This window comes from Flavobacterium chungnamense, from assembly GCF_039539165.1.
Taxonomy (GTDB): domain Bacteria; phylum Bacteroidota; class Bacteroidia; order Flavobacteriales; family Flavobacteriaceae; genus Flavobacterium; species Flavobacterium chungnamense.
Genome location: NZ_BAABCS010000009.1, coordinates 21,729 through 42,316 on the forward strand (window position 1 = coordinate 21,729; position 20,588 = coordinate 42,316).

Consider the following 20,588-nt stretch of genomic DNA (forward strand, 5'->3'; position numbering starts at 1 on the left):
GTACTTGTTAATTAGTTTGATATAATCGATGTAATTTTTCTATTTTTGGTAAAAAACTTATGAAAAAGAAAGCTTTAATTTTAGGGTTTATGTTTTTTATTGGTTTGAATTGTTTTGCTCAAGAAGAAAAAACGAATCCAATAGTTTTTGGAGAAATTATAATAGGATATTCTAATGGAAGTTCTAAAGGAGTTACAAGTGGCGGAACTTTAAACTATCAAAAAAACAATTATTTATTTTCTTATCGCTATTTAGAATTATCCAAAATCAGACGACAGGAAACACAATTTTTACCGGATTATATACAAATAGAAAGTGTTAGAGAACAAGCATTACTATTTGGTAAAAGAATAGTTGAAGATAATTTATCTTATAGTTATTCAGCAGGAATTGCTTATGTTGACAGAGAATTTTTGATTGATGATACGAATGGTGTTTTGAAATACAATAACAATCAAAGCATTGGATTTCCATTTGAATTGAATATAAAATGGTTCAATGCAAAGAAAGAGCCTTTTAGAATTTATGAGATGATTCCTGTTGGAAAACCTACAAGTTTTGCAAATAGTATTGGTTTTAAATTTTATGGTAATGTTTCAAAAACCTCTTTTGTAGGATTAGGAATAACATTTGGTTTAGGTTGGCACAAAAATTATTAGATTTGCCTAAAGATTTTAAACTTTAATGAAGAAAGTAAATAGTATTTTAATCGTTACAATTTTATTTGTTTCAAATATTCAAGCACAAAAAAAGATGATATTTCCACCTAATTTAAAAAAAGGCGATACCGTTGCTATTGTGGCAACAGCTCGTAAAAACATTGAAGACAATCTAAAACCAGCCATTTCTTGGTTGAAAAATTGGGGTTTAGAAGTAGTTGTTGGTTCTACAATAGGTTTAGACAATAACCAATTAGCAGGAACTGATGAGCAACGAGCAGCCGATTTTCAAGAGCAGTTAGACAATCCAAACATTAAAGCTATTTGGTGTGTTCGTGGTGGTTATGGAACAGTGAGAATGATTGATTTATTAGATTTTACAAAATTTAAGCAATCTCCTAATTGGATAGTTGGTTTTAGTGATGTTACCGTTTTACATAGTCATTTGAACACTATGGGTTATGCATCAATTCACGGAATTATGCCTGTGAGTTCTAAAGCGAGTGAAGAAGCAAAAGAGACTTTAAGAAAAGCTTTGTTTGGCGAACCTATAGAATATGCTGTTCCATGTGAGTTTATGAATAAATACGGAACAGCTAAAGGTGAATTAGTTGGAGGAAATTTATCTATTTTATACAGTTTGTTTGGTTCTCCATCGGCAATTGATTGTTCTGATAAAATTCTTTTTATTGAAGATTTAGATGAATACTTGTATCATATTGATAGAATGATGATAAACTTAAAACGCAATGGTTGTCTTGAAAGTTTGAAAGGAATCATCGTTGGCGGAATGACCAAAATGAAAGACAATGATATTCCTTGGGGAAAAAACGCACTAGAAATCATTCAAGATGTTACTAAAAACTATAATATTCCTATAATTTATAATTTTCCTGCAGGACATATGGCAGATAATCGTGCCTTGATTTTTGGAAAGCAAGTAACAATGGAAGTGAACGATTTAGAGAGTAAAGTGGTTTTTGAATAGATGGTTAGATTTTTGGATTATTAGATTTTTAGAAAAAGCATTCAAAGAAATCCAACAATCCAATAGTCTAAAAAATCCAACAATCTGAAAAATGGCAGAACACAATGATTTAGGGAAACTGGGAGAAGAATTAGCTGTAGATTTTCTGCAAAAGAATGGCTATGATATTCTTGAAACTAATTGGACGTTCCAAAAAGCCGAAATCGACATTATTGCCCAAAAAGAAAATACACTTTCCATAGTCGAGGTAAAAACTCGTTCCTCACTAGAGTTTGGATTGCCTCAAGATTTTGTAAAGCCAAAAAAAATCCAACTTTTGGTCAAAGCCGTAAATGAATATTTGATTTCCAATGATTTAGATTTGGAAGTTCGATTTGATATTATTTCGGTTTATAAAGAAGACAATGAGTTGAAGATAGAACATTTGGAAGACGCTTTTTTTTATTTCTAAGATTAAACAATTTATAAAAATCACACATTTATTTTACTGTTATTATAAACTAATTACATTTTTATTAACTTTACCACATAATTTTACCTTAAATACTATGAAAAAAATCTTTACAATTGCCTCATTGTTTAGTTTTGTTTTCTTGTTTGCACAGAATGAAGTTGCGAAAAAGATTCAAGAATTAGAAGCATCTAGAGTTGTTTTTAGACCTTTTACGGTTTTAACAGCCTCACAAGTTAAACCAGATGAGAATATGAATAATGTTGTCACTGATGCCACATTAGCAACAATTAAAACTACCGTTGTTAACGATATCGTTGCCAATAAATATGAATTTATAGAATTATCAATTCCTTACAATGGGTCAATTGTAAAATTAGATTTATACAAAGTAAATTTATTCGCAGAAGGATTTCATGTAGATACAGATAAAGCAAAAAATATAGCTTACGAAAAAGGAGTTCACTATCGTGGAATTGTTAAAGGCGATTACAATTCTGTTGCATCTTTTAATTTCTTTCCTAATGAACTAAATGGAGTTGCCTCCAATGATGATCTAAATAATTTAGTAATTGGAAAATTAGATAAAACGAATAATGTTAATGACTATATCGTTTATTCCGATTCTAAAATGCAAGTAGGAAGTGGATTTGAATGTTCTTTCAAAGATGATGAATCACTTCATAGCGATGAATCAATAGTTGCAAATAGAGATATCAATAGTGTAAGATGTGTTACAATGTATTTTGAAGTTGACTATAATTTATTTCAATCAAATGGAAATAGTACTACTACTACTACCAACTGGATGACTTCTGTTTTTAACAATGTCAAATCACTTTATGCTGTTGATGGCATTACAGTATCATTGAAATCAATGTTCATTTGGACTACTCTAGATCCGTATGAAGGAATAGGTACTTCTTCTTCAACTTACTTGTATAAGTTCAATGAGGTGCGACCTATTTTTGATGGAGATGTTGGACAACTAGTTGGAATTGATCCAGGAGGATTGGGAGGAGTTGCAGTTGGAATAAATGGGTTGTGTTCTCAAAATAATTTTAGTTATTCTGATGTTAACTTTTCATATACAGGAGCAACACCACCAGCAATTCCAGTATATTCTTGGACCGTTCAAGTAATTACTCATGAGTTTGGTCACTTGTTAGGTTCTAGGCATACTCATTCTTGTGCATGGAACGGAAATAATACAGCTATTGATAATTGTGCGTCGTCTGCATTAGGATCTTCAGCAGAAGGTTATTCTTGTAGAACTACACCTTTAACTATTCCTTCAACTACTACAAAAGGAACAATCATGAGTTATTGTCACCTAGTAAGCGGTGTAGGAATTAAATTTAGTAACGGATTTGGTACACAGCCTAAAAACGCAGTTTTAACAGCTGTAAATAATGGTCCTTGTTTGAGTACAGATTGTATAAATACCTGTATCAACACAGTCTCATCTATATCAATAAATAATGTAGGGACAGATACTGCAACTGTTAGTTGGATTGATTCTGGAACATTTACTGCTTGGAAAGTTAGAGTGTATCCTTTTGGAGGAACACCTGGTAGTTGGGTTACCGTTACTACAAATAATTATGTTGTAAATGGTTTAAATTCTAACTCATACTATGTGGCAGAAATTAGTCCGAGTTGTACAGCAGGTCTTGAAATTGGAGGAAGACAATTAATTTTTGTGACTGCAGCAAACTTTTGTAGTGGTATTGTATTTACAGATTCTGGTGGCGCAACAGGAGATTATACAGATATGGAAACTGTAATAAGAACAATTATTCCAAATGTTGCAAACAATGAAATTGTATTGACCTTTTCGGCATTTTCTCTAGAATTAGATTATGATTATTTATATGTTTATGATGGAAATTCGACTGCTGCACCATTAATGAATCCTGGGGGTTCTACTGGTACAGATATTCCTGGTCCGTTTGTTTCTTCTGCAACTGATGGTTCTTTAACGGTTAAGTTTTATTCTGATCAAGGAGTGATTGATGCAGGTTATATTGCAAACATTACTTGTTCGCCAAGATTAAATACTAATAGTAACAATTATATTGATTTTAGTTATTATCCAAATCCATCTAATGGAAAGGTTACAATCAATTCAAAAACAACTATCAATCAAATTCAAGTTTATAATGTTACTGGGCAATTATTGTTAGATAAAAACTTGAATGAGACTACTACTAATGTTGATATTTCAGCATTTGCTCAAGGAACTTATTTCTTCAAATTGAAGTTTGATGGCGATAAAGAAGCTAATTTCAAAGTACTAAGAAGATAAGAATATCTTTAGAATAAACAAAAGCCATCTGATTCAGATGGCTTTTGTTTTATATTCTATTCATCAACTCCAAAGCTTTGTTTATTGATTTTACATTCTCAAAAGTTAATAGCAGTCGAAGTCCGTTTTTGGTTTCTTTTTCTTTCATTTTGCATAGGCTACTGTTCATTTGAACAAACTGAACCATTTTCATAAAACGATTCGATTGGTAGAAATCACTTTGTTGGTCGCCTACAAAATAGCCTACCATTTTACCTTGTTTCATTACCAATTTCTCAATACCTACAGTGGTTGCTTTCCATTTGATTCGAATGCTGTTTAGTAAGGCATTAGCTTCTTTTGGAAGAGCTCCAAATCGGTCAATTAATTTCTGTTCGAATACTTGTAATGCTTCTTCGTTTTTAATCAAACTCAATTCGTTGTATAAATTCAAACGCTCGGTAATATTATTGATGTATTCGTCTGGGAAGAGTAATTCAAAATCGGTGTCGATTTGTAAATCTTTTACGTATTCTTTGGTTTCGATGTCGTTTTCTGTTGGATACAAATCTTTGAATTCGTTTTCTTTCAACTCTTCAATGGCTTCGTTCATGATTTTTTGATAAGTGTCAAATCCTATATCATTAATGAATCCACTTTGTTCACCACCTAATAGATCTCCAGCACCACGAATTTCTAAATCTTTCATGGCAATGTTAAATCCGCTTCCTAATTCTGAAAATTGTTCTAAAGCATGAATACGTTTTCTAGCATCATCGGTCATCGCAGAATATGGTGGCGTAATGAAATAACAAAATGCTTTTTTATTACTTCTTCCCACACGACCACGCATTTGATGCAAATCGGACAAACCAAAATTATTCGCATTATTAATGAAAATTGTATTCGCATTGGGCACATCTAAACCACTTTCGATGATTGTTGTAGCTACTAAAACATCAAATTCGCCATTCATGAAAGCCAACATTAATTCTTCTAATTTTTTACCGTCTAATTGTCCGTGACCAATTCCGACGCGTGCATCTGGAACCAATCGCTGAATCATTCCGGCAACTTCTTTGATGTTTTCAATTCTATTATTGATAAAAAACACTTGTCCGTTTCTTTGAATTTCATACGAAATAGCATCGCGAATTAATTCTTCGTGAAAACGAACCACATGTGTTTCAATTGGATATCTATTTGGTGGAGGTGTTGTAATTACTGATAAATCACGAGCAGCCATCAAAGAAAATTGCAACGTTCTCGGAATTGGCGTCGCCGTTAAAGTCAACGTATCCACATTGGCCGAAATCGTTTTGAGTTTGTCTTTTACGTTTACACCAAATTTTTGCTCCTCATCAATAATCAACAACCCTAAATCTTTGAATTTTACATCTTTGTTTACCAATTGATGGGTTCCAATGATGATATCAACTTTTCCTTCACCAAGTAATTTTATGGTTTCGGTTCTTTCTTTTGCCGTTCTAAATCGGTTCAAATAATTTACCGTGACTGGCATGTCTTTTAATCGTTCTGAAAAAGTTCTATAATGTTGGTAAGCCAAGATTGTTGTCGGAACCAAAACAGCCACTTGTTTTCCGTTATCAACGGCTTTAAATGCTGCTCTAATGGCAACTTCTGTTTTACCAAAACCTACGTCGCCACAGACTAATCGATCCATTGGTCTATCGGTTTCCATGTCGGCTTTTACATCTTGTGTTGAGGTGATTTGGTCGGGAGTATCTTCATAAATGAACGAACTTTCCAACTCTTTTTGTAAATAACTGTCTGGCGCGCAAGCAAATCCTTTTTCCAATCTTCGCTTTGCATAAAGCTGAATTAAGTTGAAGGCAATATGTTTTACTCGTGCTTTTGTTTTTTGTTTTAAAGCTTTCCAAGCGCCACTTCCTAGTTTGTAAATCTTTGGTGGTGCGCCGTCTTTTCCGTTGTATTTAGAAATTTTATGCAGCGAATGTATGCTTACATAAACGATGTCATTATCGGCGTAAACCAATTTTATAGCTTCTTGTGTTTTACCTTCAACCTGTATTTTTTGCAATCCTCCAAACTTTCCAATTCCGTGATCGATGTGCGTTACATAATCGCCTACAGTCAAGGAAGTCAACTCTTTTAGAGTGATGGTTTGTTTCTTGGAATAACCGTTTTTAATATTGAATTTGTGGTAACGTTCAAATATTTGATGGTCGGTGTAACACGCTATTTGGTTTTCTTCATCAATAAATCCTTGAAACAATGGGAAAACAACGGTTTTGTATTGTTTGCGAACGCTTTCATGATTCTCTTCATCAATATCTTCAAAAATATCATGAAAACGATTGGCTTGATTTTCATTGGAACAAAACAAGTAATTCTTAATTCCGTTGAAATGATTTTCTGCCAAGTTGTTCATCAATAAATCAAATTGCTTATTGAACGAAGGTTGCGGTTGAATATGAAATTCTATAGTTTTATCAATTTTATAAGTTGGCGCATTACTCAATTCTACTGCAGAAAAGTTTAATGCTTTCTTCAAAAATTGTTCTTGATTAAGAAATAAATCTTTAGGTTCAAGATGTTTTATGGTAGTGTCTAATTTATCAAATACTTCTTTTGCTTTTGCAAAAAGTTTGTCTAGTTGCTGGCAAAGTAAATCGGTATTCTGAATAAAAAGTACTGTTTTCTGGTCGATGTAGTCTAAGAAACTTTCTCTGTTTTCTTCGAAGAATTTGTTTTCAACGTTAGGAATGATGGAGATTTTCTTCAGTTTTTCGATAGACAATTGTGTTTCAACATCAAAACTTCTGATGGAATCTACTTCGTTTCCGAAAAACTCTATTCTATAAGGATTATCATTTGAAAAAGAAAAAACATCCACAATTCCACCACGAACAGAGAATTCTCCTGGTTCTGTTACAAAATCTACTCTTTTAAAATTATATTCAAAAAGTACTTCATTGATAAAATCGATGGTTATTTTGTCGTTTGCAGCAATCTTTAACGTGTTTTTGTCAAGGTCTTTTTTAGTGACTACTTTTTCAAAAATAGCTTCGGCATACGAAACAATAATAGCTGGTTTTTTACGCGAATTGATTCTATTTAAAACTTCGGCTCTAAGTAGAATGTTGGCGTTATCGGTTTCGTCTATTTGATAAGGACGACGGTAGGAACCTGGATAAAACAACACATCTTGATCGTTGATGAGTTGTTCTAAATCATTGAGATAATAAGCAGCTTCTTCTTTATCACTAAATAACAAAAGAAAAGGTAGTTCCGCTTTTTCAAAAGTAGATTGAATTACAAAAGACAACGCAGAACCCAATAAACCTTTCGCATTTATTTTGGAATCACGTTGCTCTAAAGCATTAGATAAAAGTTGGACTTTTGCCGACTTTTGATAGACAGAAAGGACGTTATTTTTACTCAAAATTATTCTAAATCGGGATCAATGTTTGTAGATGGAACAGCTCTTGTTGAGTCTTTCATACTCATCATATCTGGTTCGCCATCTTCTCTTGGTATTAGACTTCTTTTTACAATTTCTTCCATCTGTAATTGAAGGTATTCTACTTCCATATTTATTTCGCCAATTAGTTTTACAACTTTTGCGTCAGGAATTTGGTTTAGGTGAATGAATAAATCCAACGATTTTATTTTGGTTGTTACAACAGCTATTCTGGCTTTAACTTGTGGTTTATTGAATTCTAATGGAATATTGTTGTTTAAGTCCATTACTTTTACAGAAAGGGCTTTCGATTTTTTCTGAAAAGCGCCAATGGTACTCTTTGGTTTTTGATTGATTTCTGTTAGAAAGTTACGCCATTCCATCCAACTGTTGATGCGGCTTTGTGTTAAAGATTCTACAGGTGCAATATTAAAAACCCATCCGCGGTTGATGTTGTTGAAAATGACTTCTTTTTTCTTTGCTTCTTTCTGTTGTTCAATAATCAGTGTAGTGTTATCGTTTTGACACGATGCCAATACTAACATAAAGAAAACTAGATATATCGATGATAACTTCATTAGAAGAATAATGGGTTTGATTACAAAAGTACAAAAGTAGGAGTTTTGTTTTAGAGATTTTGTGAAAGGTTTTATAAATGTTCACTAATTGTTTTTCAAATGGAAACTGTAACATCATTCTAACGAAAACGTTATCTTTGTAATACAAACAAACAAACTATGACTACTAAAATATTAATAATCGGTGCTTGTGGGCAAATAGGTACCGAGTTAACCACCAAATTAAGAAGTATTTACGGAAATGACAACGTGATTGCTTCGGATATTCGAAAATTGAATAATGATATTGTCAACAATGGCATTTTTGAAGTGGTTAATGCTTTAGATTACAATCAGATTGAGCATTTAATTGAACAATATCAGATTACCGATGTTTATTTAATGGCGGCTTTACTTTCTGCTACAGCTGAGAAGAATCCTGCTTTTGCTTGGGATTTGAATATGAATTCGTTATTTCATGTGTTGAATTTGGCGAAAGCAAAAAAGATTAAGAAGATATTTTGGCCTTCAAGTATAGCGGTTTTCGGACCTACGACACCAAGAGAAAACACACCTCAGTTTACTATAATGGAACCGACAACAGTTTACGGAATTTCTAAACAAACTGGCGAGCGTTGGTGCGAATATTATCACCATCAATATGGTGTAGATGTAAGAAGTATTCGTTATCCAGGATTAATTAGTTGGACTACTGAACCTGGTGGCGGAACAACGGATTATGCGGTAGATATTTATCACAAAGCTATTGAAAAAGGTTCGTTCACTTCGTTTCTTTCAGAAGATACTGCTTTGCCCATGATGTATATGGATGATGCTATTAAAGCAACCGTTAGCATTATGCAAGCCGATTTAGAAAAGATTAAAATACGTTCTTCTTATAATTTATCGGCGATGAGTTTTACTCCAAAAGAGATTGCTGAAGAGATTAAGAAACACTATCCAAATTTTACTATAGATTATAATCCTGATTTCCGTCAGAAGATTGCTGATAGTTGGCCTGCTTCTATTGATGATACTTCTGCAAGAGAAGATTGGGGTTGGAGCAACGATTTCAACATAGAAAACATGACAGTTGAAATGTTGGAAAATTTGAAGAAACAAAAATAATAGGCATAAAAAAAGCGCTACCCCAAGAACAAGGTAGCGCTCACTCTAAACAAAAAAATCCTATTGTTGAACAATCGGAGCTCTTAGAGATTCTAATACAGCTACTACATCATTATATAGTTCTGAGTTAGCTGGTACACCGTTAGCAACGGCAGCAGCACCTACATAACCTTCAAATTTGTCGTAGTTTGCATTAGTAGATTTTACACCCATTCTTGGGTTAGTTGCTGGATTGTGAGCATCAACCATGTTAAGTCCTGAGTAAGTATTTACTGGATTTGTTCCTCCTGTGTTGAACGAGAAGAAATCGGTTAAGTTATCCACTAGAATGGCTAAATTAGTTGTGTTTCCTGCACCAACTTCTGTAAGTACTGGCGAAAAATGTGCGCCTAAGTTACCTGAAGCACCATTTTGAACATCAGCAACGATTAGTCCAATTGTTGAATTTACCACTTTTCTGTAGCTCAAACGACCTTGCTCGATCATTTGTCCAGCATTGTCTGGATCGGCTACCATTGTTGTTCCACCCAATCTAGCGTAAATTGATGGTTTTTCTGGAGCTGCTGGTGTTTCATCATCATCACTACAAGATGTGAACACTGATGCTCCAATTACCAATGCACAAAGTGCAAGTTTTGAAAATTTAGTCATAGCATTTATATTTAAAGATTAATTAAAAAATTGATTGTACTAGTTTGGTAAACTTATAACTCAAGCCATCTTTCTTGATTACTGGGCACACTTGCTTGTTGGCAAGATTGGTTGGTAATACAAAACGTTCTGCTTTATAATTTCCTTTACTCATTAATTCGTTATACACTTTTTCTGAGTTGGCTATGGTGTTGTCGTGAAAGTAGACCACTACATTGTTTTTGATAATAATGTCACTTTTTACACCTTTAATAGCGTGTAGTTTTTCTCTTATTTCAACCGTTCCGATGGAATCAAATGGTTTGTCAAAATCGATTCTGCTGATTTGGATGGTTGCATTTTCAATTGGTCTAGCATTAGCTATGTGATAGACTAATATTGCAAAAAATAATAGTCCGATTCCCAGAAGACTGAGTAGAGCGATTTTTACTTTTTTGTTAATTTTCATGACGTTCTTGATTTGTTTATAGAGTCATGTACGAGAAAAAAAAAGGTTTGGTTTTATTGGGCATAAAAAAAGTTCCAATTAAGGAACTTTAGTTTTTAGTTTTTCAATCAGCGCATCTTCTATTGGCGCCTTTGTTTTTATGACATCGTTGGTATTGTCGTTGGGGATGGTCATCGATAATACATAGTGCTTTATTTTCCAAGTGTTTTTTACTTTTACGAGTACACCAGAACCTCTACAGATTTTCATTTGGGTGTTTAAAAGTTCGTCAAACCATGCCATTTTTCCGTCTTTAGAGAAGTAGATGTTTCTTTCTAAAGCTGTGAAACTCCATGCGCGACCTTTATCGAAATAGGGTTTTGCAAAAGCTTGGAATTGTTTTTTATTCCAGTTTTCTGTGGCATCGGTTCCTATGTAGATAGCGTCATCTGTTAAGTAACTGAAGTAGCTGTCAAATTGAACATCAGCTGCTGCTTTGTGCCAATTGTCTAGCATTGTGTTTATAGCTTGTTTGTCTTGGGCAAAGGACAATTGTGTTATAAGTGCTAGTGTGAGAAGTAGTTTTTTCATGGGATTTGTTTTGATAAAAATAGGAAAAATTTTATCAAATACACTTATTTTTTTGGAACACTGATTAAAGAAATTATAATAATTTTAAAAATTTCTTTAATCAGTGTTGCGATCTTTTAATTTTGAGTTAGAACTTCTCACCATGTTGGGACAAGTCCAAACCTAAGTCTTCAGATTCTTCTGTGACGCGGATTGGGATGATGAGGTTGGTTAGTTTGAAAAGTAAATAAGCGCCTCCAAAAGTGAACGCAGAGACTAAAACCAATGCCATCATGTGGTGACCAAAAACACTCCAACCGCCGTGAAGTAGGCTTGCGTTTTCTCCGTGGGCGAAGATGGCTGTTAGAATCATACCCATTATTCCGCCTACTCCGTGACAGGCGAAAACGTCTAGCGTGTCGTCTATTTGCTTTAGCTTTTTCCAATAGACCATTTTGTTGGAAACTATGGCGCCTATGAATCCGAAGAAGATACTTTGTGGAACGGTTATGTAACCTGCTGATGGTGTGATTACAACTAAACCAACTACTGCTCCAATACAAGCTCCGAGAGCGGAAACTTTTCTTCCGTTTAGTCTATCAAAAAATACCCACGTCATCATGGCTGAAGCTGACGCGATGGTGGTTGTTGCAAATGCCATAGCTGCTGTTGCGTTGGCTGCAAGTGCCGAACCTGCATTGAAACCAAACCAGCCAAACCATAGCAATCCGGTTCCTAGAAGTACGAACGGAATGTTGGTTGGAATGTGTTCGCTGTTTTTTCTTTTGCCCAAAACAATGACTCCTGCTAATGCTGCGAAACCTGCGCTCATGTGTACCACTGTACCTCCAGCGAAATCCTTTACGCCGAAATAACCACCCAATAGGCCGTGAGGATGCCAAATCATGTGGCATAACGGTGCGTAAATACAAACTGTAAACAAACAAATAAATAAGAGGAAAGAGATAAAGCGAATACGCTCGGCTAAAGCGCCGGTTATGATTGCAGGCGTAATCACAGCAAATTTCATTTGAAAAAGGGCAAACAAGATGAAAGGAATACTAGAACCTAAAGCTTTGTGAGGCAAAAGTTCTACTTGATCGAAGAAGGCAAAATCTAGTGGGTTGCCAATAATTCCATAATACGTTCCGTTGAGGTTGATTCCTATTGGGCTTCCGAAGGAGAGACTGAATCCTACGGTTACCCATAACAAACTTACGACTCCAAGGCAGATGAAACTTTTGAGCATGGTAGAAATAACGTTTTTCTTACCTACCATACCGCCATAGAAAAAGGAAAGTCCGGGTGTCATTAGTAAAACTAAGCACGATGCTGTGAGCAACCAAGCTACATCAGCAAAGTTAATGGTGTTGGCTTCGTTGAAATTGGTAGTTGGCGGTTGGTGTTGCCAAAACAAACCTGTTACTGCTACTACAGTAATAATTACAAAAGCCGATATCCAACGTTTTTCTAAACCCATTTTTATTTATTTTTACACTATACCCTAAAAATAATAGGGTAAAATTATAAAAATAGTAGTATTTTTAGTTTAATTTGAATGAAAAAATAGGGTTGTATATTGATTTTTATTAATTATTTATTAAAAATCACTATTTTTTGTATTTATGAAAATAAAAGCTCTTTATTTTATCAATGCTTTATTATTAGAAATTACTTGGTGTATTTGGATTGAATAGGACTTATTTGACTACTGTTTTTTAACTACTTAATTCTTTCACATTTCATGCACTATCCATGCTTTATCTATACACTATCTATGCTTTATCTATGAAGTATCTATACGTTTGACCCGTCCTAAAATAACTATACAGATTAATAAATCCTATTATAGTTATACAAATATAGTTTTTATGGTTTTTGGATGCGCTTCGCTTTTATGGAACGCGGATTGGACGGATGCTTTGCAACGCGGATAAGGACGGATTTTTAAGATGGAGTGATACTTTAAATGTTGTAGTAAATTTGAAATAATCTAATAGTTAATTTGATACTTCTGAGTAATCTATTCTATACTTCATTCTTACTTCTAGCATACACTCGGCATACATAAAAATACACTCGTTATAAACTAATGAAGTTTAAAATATCTAATTATAGTTTGATTTTAACTATTTTATTATCTTGAATAATTACAAGTTCACTTTTGTGCTCTTTTTTGAATGCAATCATTTTTTCGTAGGCTTTTTCTAAACCTTTCAAGATTTTATTTCTTTTTTCTATTTTGGATTCTGGTGACATAAGTAATTTATTAATTCGTTAAACTTATTCTCATTTAGAATATTTAATTCTTCACTCGCCGACATTTCTGCAATTAAATCATGTTTTCCTTCAGAGTTATCAAAAAGTAACGCTTGATCAACAATTGAAAGATAAATTTCAAAAAGGTTTTTAATTCCTTTATAATATCTTCTTTCGATTACATCCTCAGGGATGTTGTGACCACCTTCAAGAACTCTTATTTTCACTCTTTCTTTAGCTAGTTCTGGATTCTTAAGCCAAAAAAATAGTAGTGTAACATTGTAACCTCTTTTTTTTGCTTCAAGAACTTTGTTTTTATAACTCCTTGTTGCTAGTGTTGTTTCAAATGCAAAATTTTCATTTTGAGACAACAAATCTTCAATTCTGTTAAGCATTATTCTACCAGCTTCAAAGGAAACTTTTTCTGGCTGAAATGGTGAGAGTCCTTTTGCAATTTCATCAGCATTAACAAATTCCTTGCAATCTAGAATTTCAGGAAGAATAGTAAAAGAGGCTGTTGTTTTTCCAGCACCGTTGCAACCTGCAATTATATACAAATTCTTTTCTTCCATAGACGCAAATATAACTAAATTGACAGAATAATTTTCGAAGTGAACTGAAAACGATTATTCTTAAGTTCAATAGAAATTACAGAAACCAAATTACTTACTATTAAAACAGGAGTTAATTCTTGTACTAAACGTTAAATAAGAACTTTACCGGTTTTTAAAGCGTTACCTTACACCATCTTGTCTAATCAAGTGTTGGGAATGTAGTATGGATGCAAATTTTGAAACCTTGATTGCGAGTTATATGGAACATAAAGTGGGTGTTGCCGACCACTTTTTGAGTGATGATTTGTGTTATCATTTAAAAGCCAATATGCTTGCTTTGAACGACGACCAAAAGATGATTACGGCTGGTGTTGGCAACGATGGCACTATGGTTTTTGACGATTTGATAAGAAACGACAAGATTTATTGGCTAGACAAAGCCCACAACAACCGCCACGAAACGGAGTTTCTAGAAAAAATAGAAGCGTTTATTGAGTACCTAAACGAGACTTGTTTTACCAACATAAAAAGCTATGAGTTTCATTACTCGCTATATGAAATTGGAAGTTTTTACCGACCGCATTTAGACCAATTTGAAGACGACAACAAACGCCAATTCTCGATGGTGAGTTACCTGAACCCACATTGGAACACCGAAGATGGTGGCGAACTCTTTATACACCAAAAACCCAATAACCAAACCATTGCACCCATGCAAGGTAAAACCGTTTTCTTTAAAAGCGACGAACTGCAACACGAAGTTTTAGTTACCAATGAAAGAAGGTTTAGTGTGACTGGTTGGTTGAAGAGAGGATAGAGTTGTTTTGAAATTATTGTAAAGCATCAATTTTTTTGAAATAAGCTAATAGCTCTTCCAATTCTGAATCATCTTTATGTTTTGCTAGTAATAATTTATTGTCAATAGTGCAAAAACATTTACCATTTAATTTTTTAAAGTTTTGATTTACAAATGTTTTATACTCTTCCGTTGGAAGTTTTGATTCGTAAAATTCAAAACCACATTCTTCTTTATTGTTAAAAAAATCAAGAAAGTGATTTCTAAAAGTGTCTTTTATTTCCTTTCTAAAATCTTTTATTTCAGATTCATTGAAGTTTGTGTAAGCTTTTAAAACATATAAAAAATTTATCTTGTATTGATGAACAAATAATGTATCTCTATCAAATAATCTCTCTTTAAAATGAAATGATGGTATTGTTTCTTTTTTCTTGACAATGGAATGTTGTTCATAATCGGAAACATCATTTATATATCCATAAATAAAGAAATTAGGAGAAATATTATAACCTTCAGTTATTCCATCTCTATATCTTAAATTACCAATATTATTTTCTCCTTTTTTATTCAATAAATCAATATTAAATTGAATTATATTTTTTGCATAGGTAAATTGCTTATACTTTGAAACTTTATCAGCATTATTGTTTGATTTATAATATTTTGAGTCTCCAATATAGAAAATATTACTTGTATCAATTAAAGATTTATAATCATAAATATGATCTATAATTTTACCATCATCATTGTTTTTAAGTTTTTCTATTGTAATACCATCGACTTCTAAAGTTATTAATTTATCAGAGAACAATTTATCTACCATATCTTCAAAAACTAAGTTATAGTTGTTAATGGCTAGGAAATCTTCTTTTTTTCTTTTGATGCTACTTTTGTCAAATTGTGAAAAATATAAATCACATAAAACATACATTTTTCTTAATGTATCATTGAAATAACGATGCTTAATTTTTCTTAGTTTAGAACTGCCATTTCTGCATAATCTTTCAAAAGGAATTCCCTCAATTAAATTATATGATTTATCGATTTTAAGATTTAAATTATGTTGTTTGTTTAAACGATTTAGTATTGAAAAGAAGTAGGTTAATAATTCCTCTTCATTATTGATTATTTTCTTCTTGTTTCTTATTTCCGTATAAATTGGAGTTTTTCCATTTAATAAAATCGGTAATGATTTTCTAATGGTTTTCTCCCATTTTGGTTTTTTTGCTTGGTTGGAAACAAATTCAATATGCTTGAATAAGATTTGTTGTTTGTTCTTTTTATAGAAGTTTACAAAGCTTAATAATAAATCAAGAAAGGAATATTCTTTGTCGCCTAAATTTGTGTTTAGTTCAAAGGTTTCAGAATTGTGAATTATTGAAGTTTGATTATATCTTTTTTTGAATTCAGTTAAACTATTGTAAAAGTGTACTGATAGTTGTCTAACCCAATTGTATTGGGTTTTATGTTTTATAGATTCGTTTTCAATTAAGTTAACCAATTCATTTTTTGTACAGCCAAAAACAGTTTTGTCTTTATCACGCATAAAGACTTTAGGTATCATAAAAACCAAACTATTTTTCTCAAAAGAATGATAATAACCAACAGACGTTATAGATCCTTCCAAACCGTTTTGTTTATAAAACTTTGGATCATCGAATACTTCTTGAAGTAATTCTATTGGATATATTTCGTTTTCAATTAAGATTTTCATGGTATTACGAATCCATTTCTTCTTTATCTTCGGCTACTAATCCTAATTTAGGTTCTTGTTGGTTTTCTTTATAATCTTTTATAGGAAGTAGTTCAATTCTATCGAATAACTCGTTAATTTTTTTCTTACCATTTGAACTAATTGGAAAGAAATCTTCATATGATGTGTTTTCTTCAAAAACTTTATTGTCCTCATCCTTAAAGACATCATTCCATAAATAGAAAATTACTTTGTTTATGAATGGTTGTAATGAGATTGTTTTATCATTATCAGGCTTAATAAAATAGTTACCAATACATTTATCCATACCTAGTGAAGGATTTATTTTAATGTGATTTAGGTTGACTATTTTAATAAAATCTAACCAACTATACTTTTTACCATTTTCTATATCAATTTCAAAATAATATGAATCGTTTGGTTTACCAAAATCATCTGTTGTTTTGTAGCAAATAGGAATATATTCCCAATCCCATCTTCTTTTGAAAGCACTATCCATTGGGAATAGAGATTGGTCTGAAGTATTCATTGTCGCATAAATGTTTAAATTGGGTGGTAGTTTTAATCCATTTATGATTCCTTCATGATTTTTATCTTCAAAAACCTCATTCTCTAAATATTCTTTTAACTCACTTGAAGGAGAAACAGAATAATTAGAATTTCTATCTAGGAGTTGAAATAATTCACCAAAAATCTCTGCACAATTGCCTCTATTTATTTCTTCAATCACCATATAATATGGATTTTCAATATTTTGCCAAGCTCTTGCATAAATATTTGTAAACGATTGAGGAATAAATTTATATTTAATTATATCATCACCATTTTCATCCTTTGTTGATATCGGCTTATACCCACCAATAAAACTTGCGTTATCAAATTCTGGATGAAATGTTACTCTTTCATAATATTTAGATTCTAAACCTTGAATTAGGGTGTCAACTTTATATGATTTTCCTGTTCCAGGTGCACCATAAAATATTTTATTTAATCCTGATTCATGATCAGGAAGATTAATTTTATTATAAATAGTTTCGTTGTTTCCTGGATTTTCAATCAAAGAATTGTCATACATCTTAATGTATTTATTCCAAAATTTACCTCTCGCAGACGAGTCTAAATAATAATCTTTTTCTCCTTTTTTACATTTAATAATATCAAATACTAATAAGTTACTTTCTTTTTCTATAACTGGATAATAATTCATTTCAATACCAAACCATGGAGTATTTAGACCTATTATGTTGTCAATTTCATCATAAAACTTATCATTAGAAATATCACTATATTTAAATGCTTTTTTGAATTTTAAAATATGCCTTTTTGAATTTTCGTTTGAATGAGATTCTGAATCATCCTCCATCAACAAAAAAATAAATGGATTTACCATTTCATGAATTTTGAAATTTGAATCTTCAACATCAAAAATTTTTAATTTGATATTATTAAAAACTGAAATTAGTTTGAATTTCTTTTCTCCACTTTCACTACCATAATTAAATAATGTTTCATCTTTCACTTTATTATATAACATTCCATTAAAGATTTCAGAAACACCACTATGAGTGAAAGTGAAATTATATTTTTCAGATTGTCCAATTTCTAGATTCCATCCAGCATTCCCTCCACTTTTTATTGGAGAGGAGATTTTTGTGAACATTGTTGATAAATTTAATCTCATAATATGTTAAATTATTTTTTAAAGATTTTTTTGGTTATCAATGATACTAAATTCACATCCCAACCATTACCAGCTCTTTTACATAATTGTTGGTATGACTGATTACCAAAATTCATTTCACCATCGGTAAAACCCATTAATCTATAATGTTCTTTTACAGATAACTTTCTTACAATAAATTTTCCATCCTTAGGAGGATGAACAACTCTCAATGAATTATGATGAGGCTCTGTTATTGTTATACATGTTCCATCAAGACGAATCTTTTTGTTATAAATATCTAGACAAAGACTTTCTTTAACATTAAAATCAACTTTGTGTAATTCTTCTAATCTTGATATTTGTTTGTCATTTAAAAATAAATTTTCTTCAGGATTTTCATCAAGAAAATCTGAGAATCTCTTTTTTAACTCTATTTTCCCTGGATCAATGTCAAAATCATTAGGCAAACCATCGAGACAACCATAAATCCATAATCTCTCACGATTTTGAGCATTATCATAATCTTTTGAATTTAAAACTTTCCAAGAAACTTCATACCCTATTCTTTTCAACTCACTAAGAATTTTCTCAAAAGTATCCTTGTGTCTTTTTGTCGTCAATCCTTTAACATTTTCTAATAGAATATGTTTTGGTTTTTTTGCTTCACAAATTCTTATTACATCATAAAAAAGTGTTCCTCTTATATCTAACTCACCTTTTCCTAAACCAGCAGATGAAAATGGCTGACAAGGAAATCCTCCAGTAAATAAATCAAAATCAGGTAAATCTTTAGGATTTATTAGTGTTATATCACCAAAAGCTTTGATTTTAGGATGATTTAGTTCAAAAATTTCAGATGCGTATTTGTCAAATTCAGAATAACCAATAACTTCATGTTTTATTTTTGCTTTTTTAAGTCCAAAAGAAGCTCCACCATATCCTGCAAAAGCTTCAAAGACTCTTAATTTATCTTTCATTATTTCTCAAAAAAGTATTCTATAGGTTTTTTATAATATTCAGCCAGAATAAAAAGTTTGGCAGCGCTAATGTTTTTCACTCCGTTTTCAATTTTAGATAAAGTACTTTGTTTGATAATTTTATCGTTTTGTACTTTCATTTGAGTAAAGCCCAATTCTTCTCTAGCTTTAACTAATTGGTGTGAAATGTTTTGATTAATTTTTTTTTCTGTCATAGTAGTAGAAATAATAAATTATTCCAATAAGCAATATTATAAACTAAATATTGCTATTCCATTTTGGAATATTTGGTTATAATAAGTAACAAAAAAAACCTCCAACTTTCGTTAGAGGTTTTTAAAAAGGTAGTGTTTTCCACCTCGTCCTTCGGGCACTACTTCAGAGGAGAAGAATGTTGAGGAAGTATTTTTTATTGGTATTGTATATAAATCGGTTTTGGTGTGAATTGAAGTAATTCTTGTGGTGTGTACATTTCGGCTTTGCCTTCGTTGTCGTTTTTGTAGAAAAGTTTGAAGCCCGTGAATTGTACTGGTTCTGGGTAGATGGTTCGCATCCAAGTGGCTTTTTTTAGTTCTTTGCTGCCAAAGCCGTCCATGTCAATTACTACTTGTACTTGCGCGGTTGGTTTTATTTGGTCGTAGTCGGTAATCATTTTTTTGGTAAAACGATGTACTACCAATACTTTTGGTGGTAGGTTGTTTTCTGTAACTAGAGTAGTAAGAAAATCTATGGCATCATTGATATCGGTTGCCGACATGGTTCCAATTTTGGCACCAGGAACTTCGCCACCTTTCATAGAAAATTCGGGATCAATGCCTAAGTGAACGTTGGGAAGTTTTAAATAATCGGTTAGTGTTGCAATTTCTTCTTTCACAGTGCTGTGTCCCACTTGAACGTCTAGAAAAACTAAGGCATCAATTTCTTTTGCCCAAGCCATTACGGTATCAATTTGTTTGAACGGCATTCTTAGTCTGTAGTTGCTACCGCTACCATTTTTGCCTTGAGCTGTAACCGCAATATAATGCAACGCAGGAACGGTTTCTACCGTAGAATCTGCTGCTTTCCAAAGTGCTACTTCTTCTTTTAGTTTGTTGAGCATTTCCGTTTTAGGAAGTTCGCCTAATATTCCCATTCGTTTAGAATAGAGGTTTCCGTAAAAAGCGATGATGCGTTTGTAGGGCAAAAGTGCTCCAGGCAAAGGATGAACGGTTTTTACTGGCCATTTTCCAGTAGTGTCGCCATTGCTTAGTGCTACCATTCTTTTTTGATAATCGACAGTATCTAAAGTGATGACTTTGGCTACTTTGACAGTATCTACTTTGGCTTTTGCTGGCTTATTTTCCTTAGACTGCGATTGGTTGCAACTTGAGGTAAGTACAAGTAATGACAAAAGCAGCAGCGTGTATTTGGCGACAGACATAGTATTATTTTAGGAGGTATAAATGTAGTGATTTTTTAGTTG

Annotated in this window: 20 protein-coding genes; 7 read left to right on the forward strand and 13 right to left on the reverse strand. The window is 32.4% G+C overall.

Annotation, left to right across the window (positions count from 1 at the left end):
* Positions 1 to 59: 59 nt before the first annotated feature.
* The 4 genes from ABD771_RS04840 to ABD771_RS04855 all read left to right on the forward strand — a co-directional run bounded on the left by ABD771_RS04840 (position 60) and on the right by ABD771_RS04855 (position 4,406).
* A complete protein-coding gene (locus ABD771_RS04840; RefSeq protein WP_345091412.1) occupies positions 60 to 659 on the forward strand; it encodes a hypothetical protein in 600 nt (199 codons plus the stop codon).
* 94 nt (positions 660 to 753) lie between these two features.
* The gene (locus tag ABD771_RS04845) at positions 754 to 1,647 is read left to right on the forward strand and encodes a S66 peptidase family protein (RefSeq protein WP_425556448.1); all 894 of its coding nucleotides are present in this window, start codon (positions 754 to 756) and stop codon (positions 1,645 to 1,647) included.
* A 91-nt stretch (positions 1,648 to 1,738) separates the two neighbouring features.
* A complete protein-coding gene (locus tag ABD771_RS04850; RefSeq protein WP_345091418.1) occupies positions 1,739 to 2,098 on the forward strand; it encodes a YraN family protein in 360 nt (119 codons plus the stop codon).
* Positions 2,099 to 2,195: 97 nt separating this feature from the next.
* Entirely contained in the window at positions 2,196 to 4,406 is a 2,211-nt protein-coding gene (locus ABD771_RS04855; protein ID WP_345091421.1) for a M12 family metallo-peptidase, read from the forward strand.
* 49 nt (positions 4,407 to 4,455) lie between these two features.
* Here the strand turns inward: ABD771_RS04855 and mfd are convergent, their stop codons facing one another.
* Both mfd and ABD771_RS04865 read right to left on the reverse strand, forming a co-directional pair.
* A complete protein-coding gene (gene mfd, locus ABD771_RS04860; RefSeq protein ID WP_345091424.1) occupies positions 4,456 to 7,812 on the reverse strand; it encodes a transcription-repair coupling factor in 3,357 nt (1,118 codons plus the stop codon).
* Between the two features lie 2 nt (positions 7,813 to 7,814).
* The gene (locus ABD771_RS04865) at positions 7,815 to 8,408 is read right to left on the reverse strand and encodes a hypothetical protein (RefSeq protein ID WP_345091427.1); all 594 of its coding nucleotides are present in this window, start codon (positions 8,406 to 8,408) and stop codon (positions 7,815 to 7,817) included.
* Positions 8,409 to 8,567: 159 nt separating this feature from the next.
* Here ABD771_RS04865 and ABD771_RS04870 point away from each other — a divergent pair, with 159 nt between their 5' ends.
* Positions 8,568 to 9,515 (forward strand): NAD-dependent epimerase/dehydratase family protein, encoded by a 948-nt coding sequence (locus ABD771_RS04870; protein ID WP_345091430.1) that lies wholly within the window; start codon positions 8,568 to 8,570, stop codon positions 9,513 to 9,515.
* A 60-nt stretch (positions 9,516 to 9,575) separates the two neighbouring features.
* Here ABD771_RS04870 and ABD771_RS04875 read toward each other — a convergent pair whose 3' ends face one another.
* From ABD771_RS04875 to ABD771_RS04890, 4 genes are all read right to left on the reverse strand, one after another.
* Positions 9,576 to 10,166: a globin family protein gene (locus tag ABD771_RS04875; RefSeq protein ID WP_345091433.1), complete on the reverse strand. Its 591-nt coding sequence runs from the start codon at positions 10,164 to 10,166 to the stop codon at positions 9,576 to 9,578.
* 22 nt (positions 10,167 to 10,188) lie between these two features.
* On the reverse strand, positions 10,189 to 10,614 hold the full coding sequence (locus tag ABD771_RS04880; RefSeq protein WP_345091436.1) for a hypothetical protein: 426 nt from the start codon (positions 10,612 to 10,614) through the stop codon (positions 10,189 to 10,191).
* 78 nt (positions 10,615 to 10,692) lie between these two features.
* A complete protein-coding gene (locus tag ABD771_RS04885; protein ID WP_345091439.1) occupies positions 10,693 to 11,184 on the reverse strand; it encodes a nuclear transport factor 2 family protein in 492 nt (163 codons plus the stop codon).
* A gap of 127 nt (positions 11,185 to 11,311) precedes the next feature.
* Positions 11,312 to 12,580: an ammonium transporter gene (locus ABD771_RS04890; protein WP_345091691.1), complete on the reverse strand. Its 1,269-nt coding sequence runs from the start codon at positions 12,578 to 12,580 to the stop codon at positions 11,312 to 11,314.
* Between ABD771_RS04890 and ABD771_RS04895 the strand changes: the two genes are divergently transcribed.
* Entirely contained in the window at positions 12,498 to 12,671 is a 174-nt protein-coding gene (locus ABD771_RS04895; RefSeq protein ID WP_345091694.1) for a hypothetical protein, read from the forward strand. The two genes, ABD771_RS04890 and ABD771_RS04895, sit on opposite strands and share 83 nt — an antisense overlap.
* Before the next feature lie 604 nt (positions 12,672 to 13,275).
* Here ABD771_RS04895 and ABD771_RS04900 read toward each other — a convergent pair.
* A complete protein-coding gene (locus ABD771_RS04900) occupies positions 13,276 to 13,422 on the reverse strand; it encodes a hypothetical protein (RefSeq protein WP_345091442.1) in 147 nt (48 codons plus the stop codon).
* The gene (locus ABD771_RS04905; protein WP_345091445.1) at positions 13,401 to 13,994 is read right to left on the reverse strand and encodes an ATPase; all 594 of its coding nucleotides are present in this window, start codon (positions 13,992 to 13,994) and stop codon (positions 13,401 to 13,403) included. Before ABD771_RS04905 ends, ABD771_RS04900 begins: the two co-directional genes overlap by 22 nt.
* Positions 13,995 to 14,199: 205 nt before the next feature.
* On the opposite strand from ABD771_RS04905, the gene ABD771_RS04910 reads away from it, so the two are divergent.
* Complete coding sequence (locus tag ABD771_RS04910; protein WP_345091448.1) at positions 14,200 to 14,793, forward strand: 2OG-Fe(II) oxygenase; 594 nt, start codon at positions 14,200 to 14,202, stop codon at positions 14,791 to 14,793.
* Positions 14,794 to 14,806: 13 nt separating this feature from the next.
* On the opposite strand, the gene ABD771_RS04915 is transcribed toward ABD771_RS04910, so the two are convergent.
* The 5 genes from ABD771_RS04915 to ABD771_RS04935 all read right to left on the reverse strand — a co-directional run bounded on the left by ABD771_RS04915 (position 14,807) and on the right by ABD771_RS04935 (position 20,546).
* Positions 14,807 to 16,486, reverse strand: a complete 1,680-nt coding sequence (locus ABD771_RS04915) for a hypothetical protein (RefSeq protein WP_345091451.1) — start codon at positions 16,484 to 16,486, stop codon at positions 14,807 to 14,809.
* 4 nt (positions 16,487 to 16,490) lie between these two features.
* On the reverse strand, positions 16,491 to 18,146 hold the full coding sequence (locus ABD771_RS04920) for an McrB family protein (RefSeq protein ID WP_345091455.1): 1,656 nt from the start codon (positions 18,144 to 18,146) through the stop codon (positions 16,491 to 16,493).
* A gap of 32 nt (positions 18,147 to 18,178) precedes the next feature.
* Positions 18,179 to 19,126, reverse strand: coding sequence for a DNA cytosine methyltransferase (locus ABD771_RS04925; protein ID WP_345091458.1), 948 nt, complete (start codon positions 19,124 to 19,126; stop codon positions 18,179 to 18,181).
* The gene (locus ABD771_RS04930; RefSeq protein ID WP_345091463.1) at positions 19,126 to 19,341 is read right to left on the reverse strand and encodes a helix-turn-helix domain-containing protein; all 216 of its coding nucleotides are present in this window, start codon (positions 19,339 to 19,341) and stop codon (positions 19,126 to 19,128) included. Before ABD771_RS04930 ends, ABD771_RS04925 begins: the two co-directional genes overlap by 1 nt.
* 194 nt (positions 19,342 to 19,535) lie before the next feature.
* Complete coding sequence (locus ABD771_RS04935) at positions 19,536 to 20,546, reverse strand: hypothetical protein (protein ID WP_345091466.1); 1,011 nt, start codon at positions 20,544 to 20,546, stop codon at positions 19,536 to 19,538.
* Between the last annotated feature and the right edge of the window lie 42 nt (positions 20,547 to 20,588).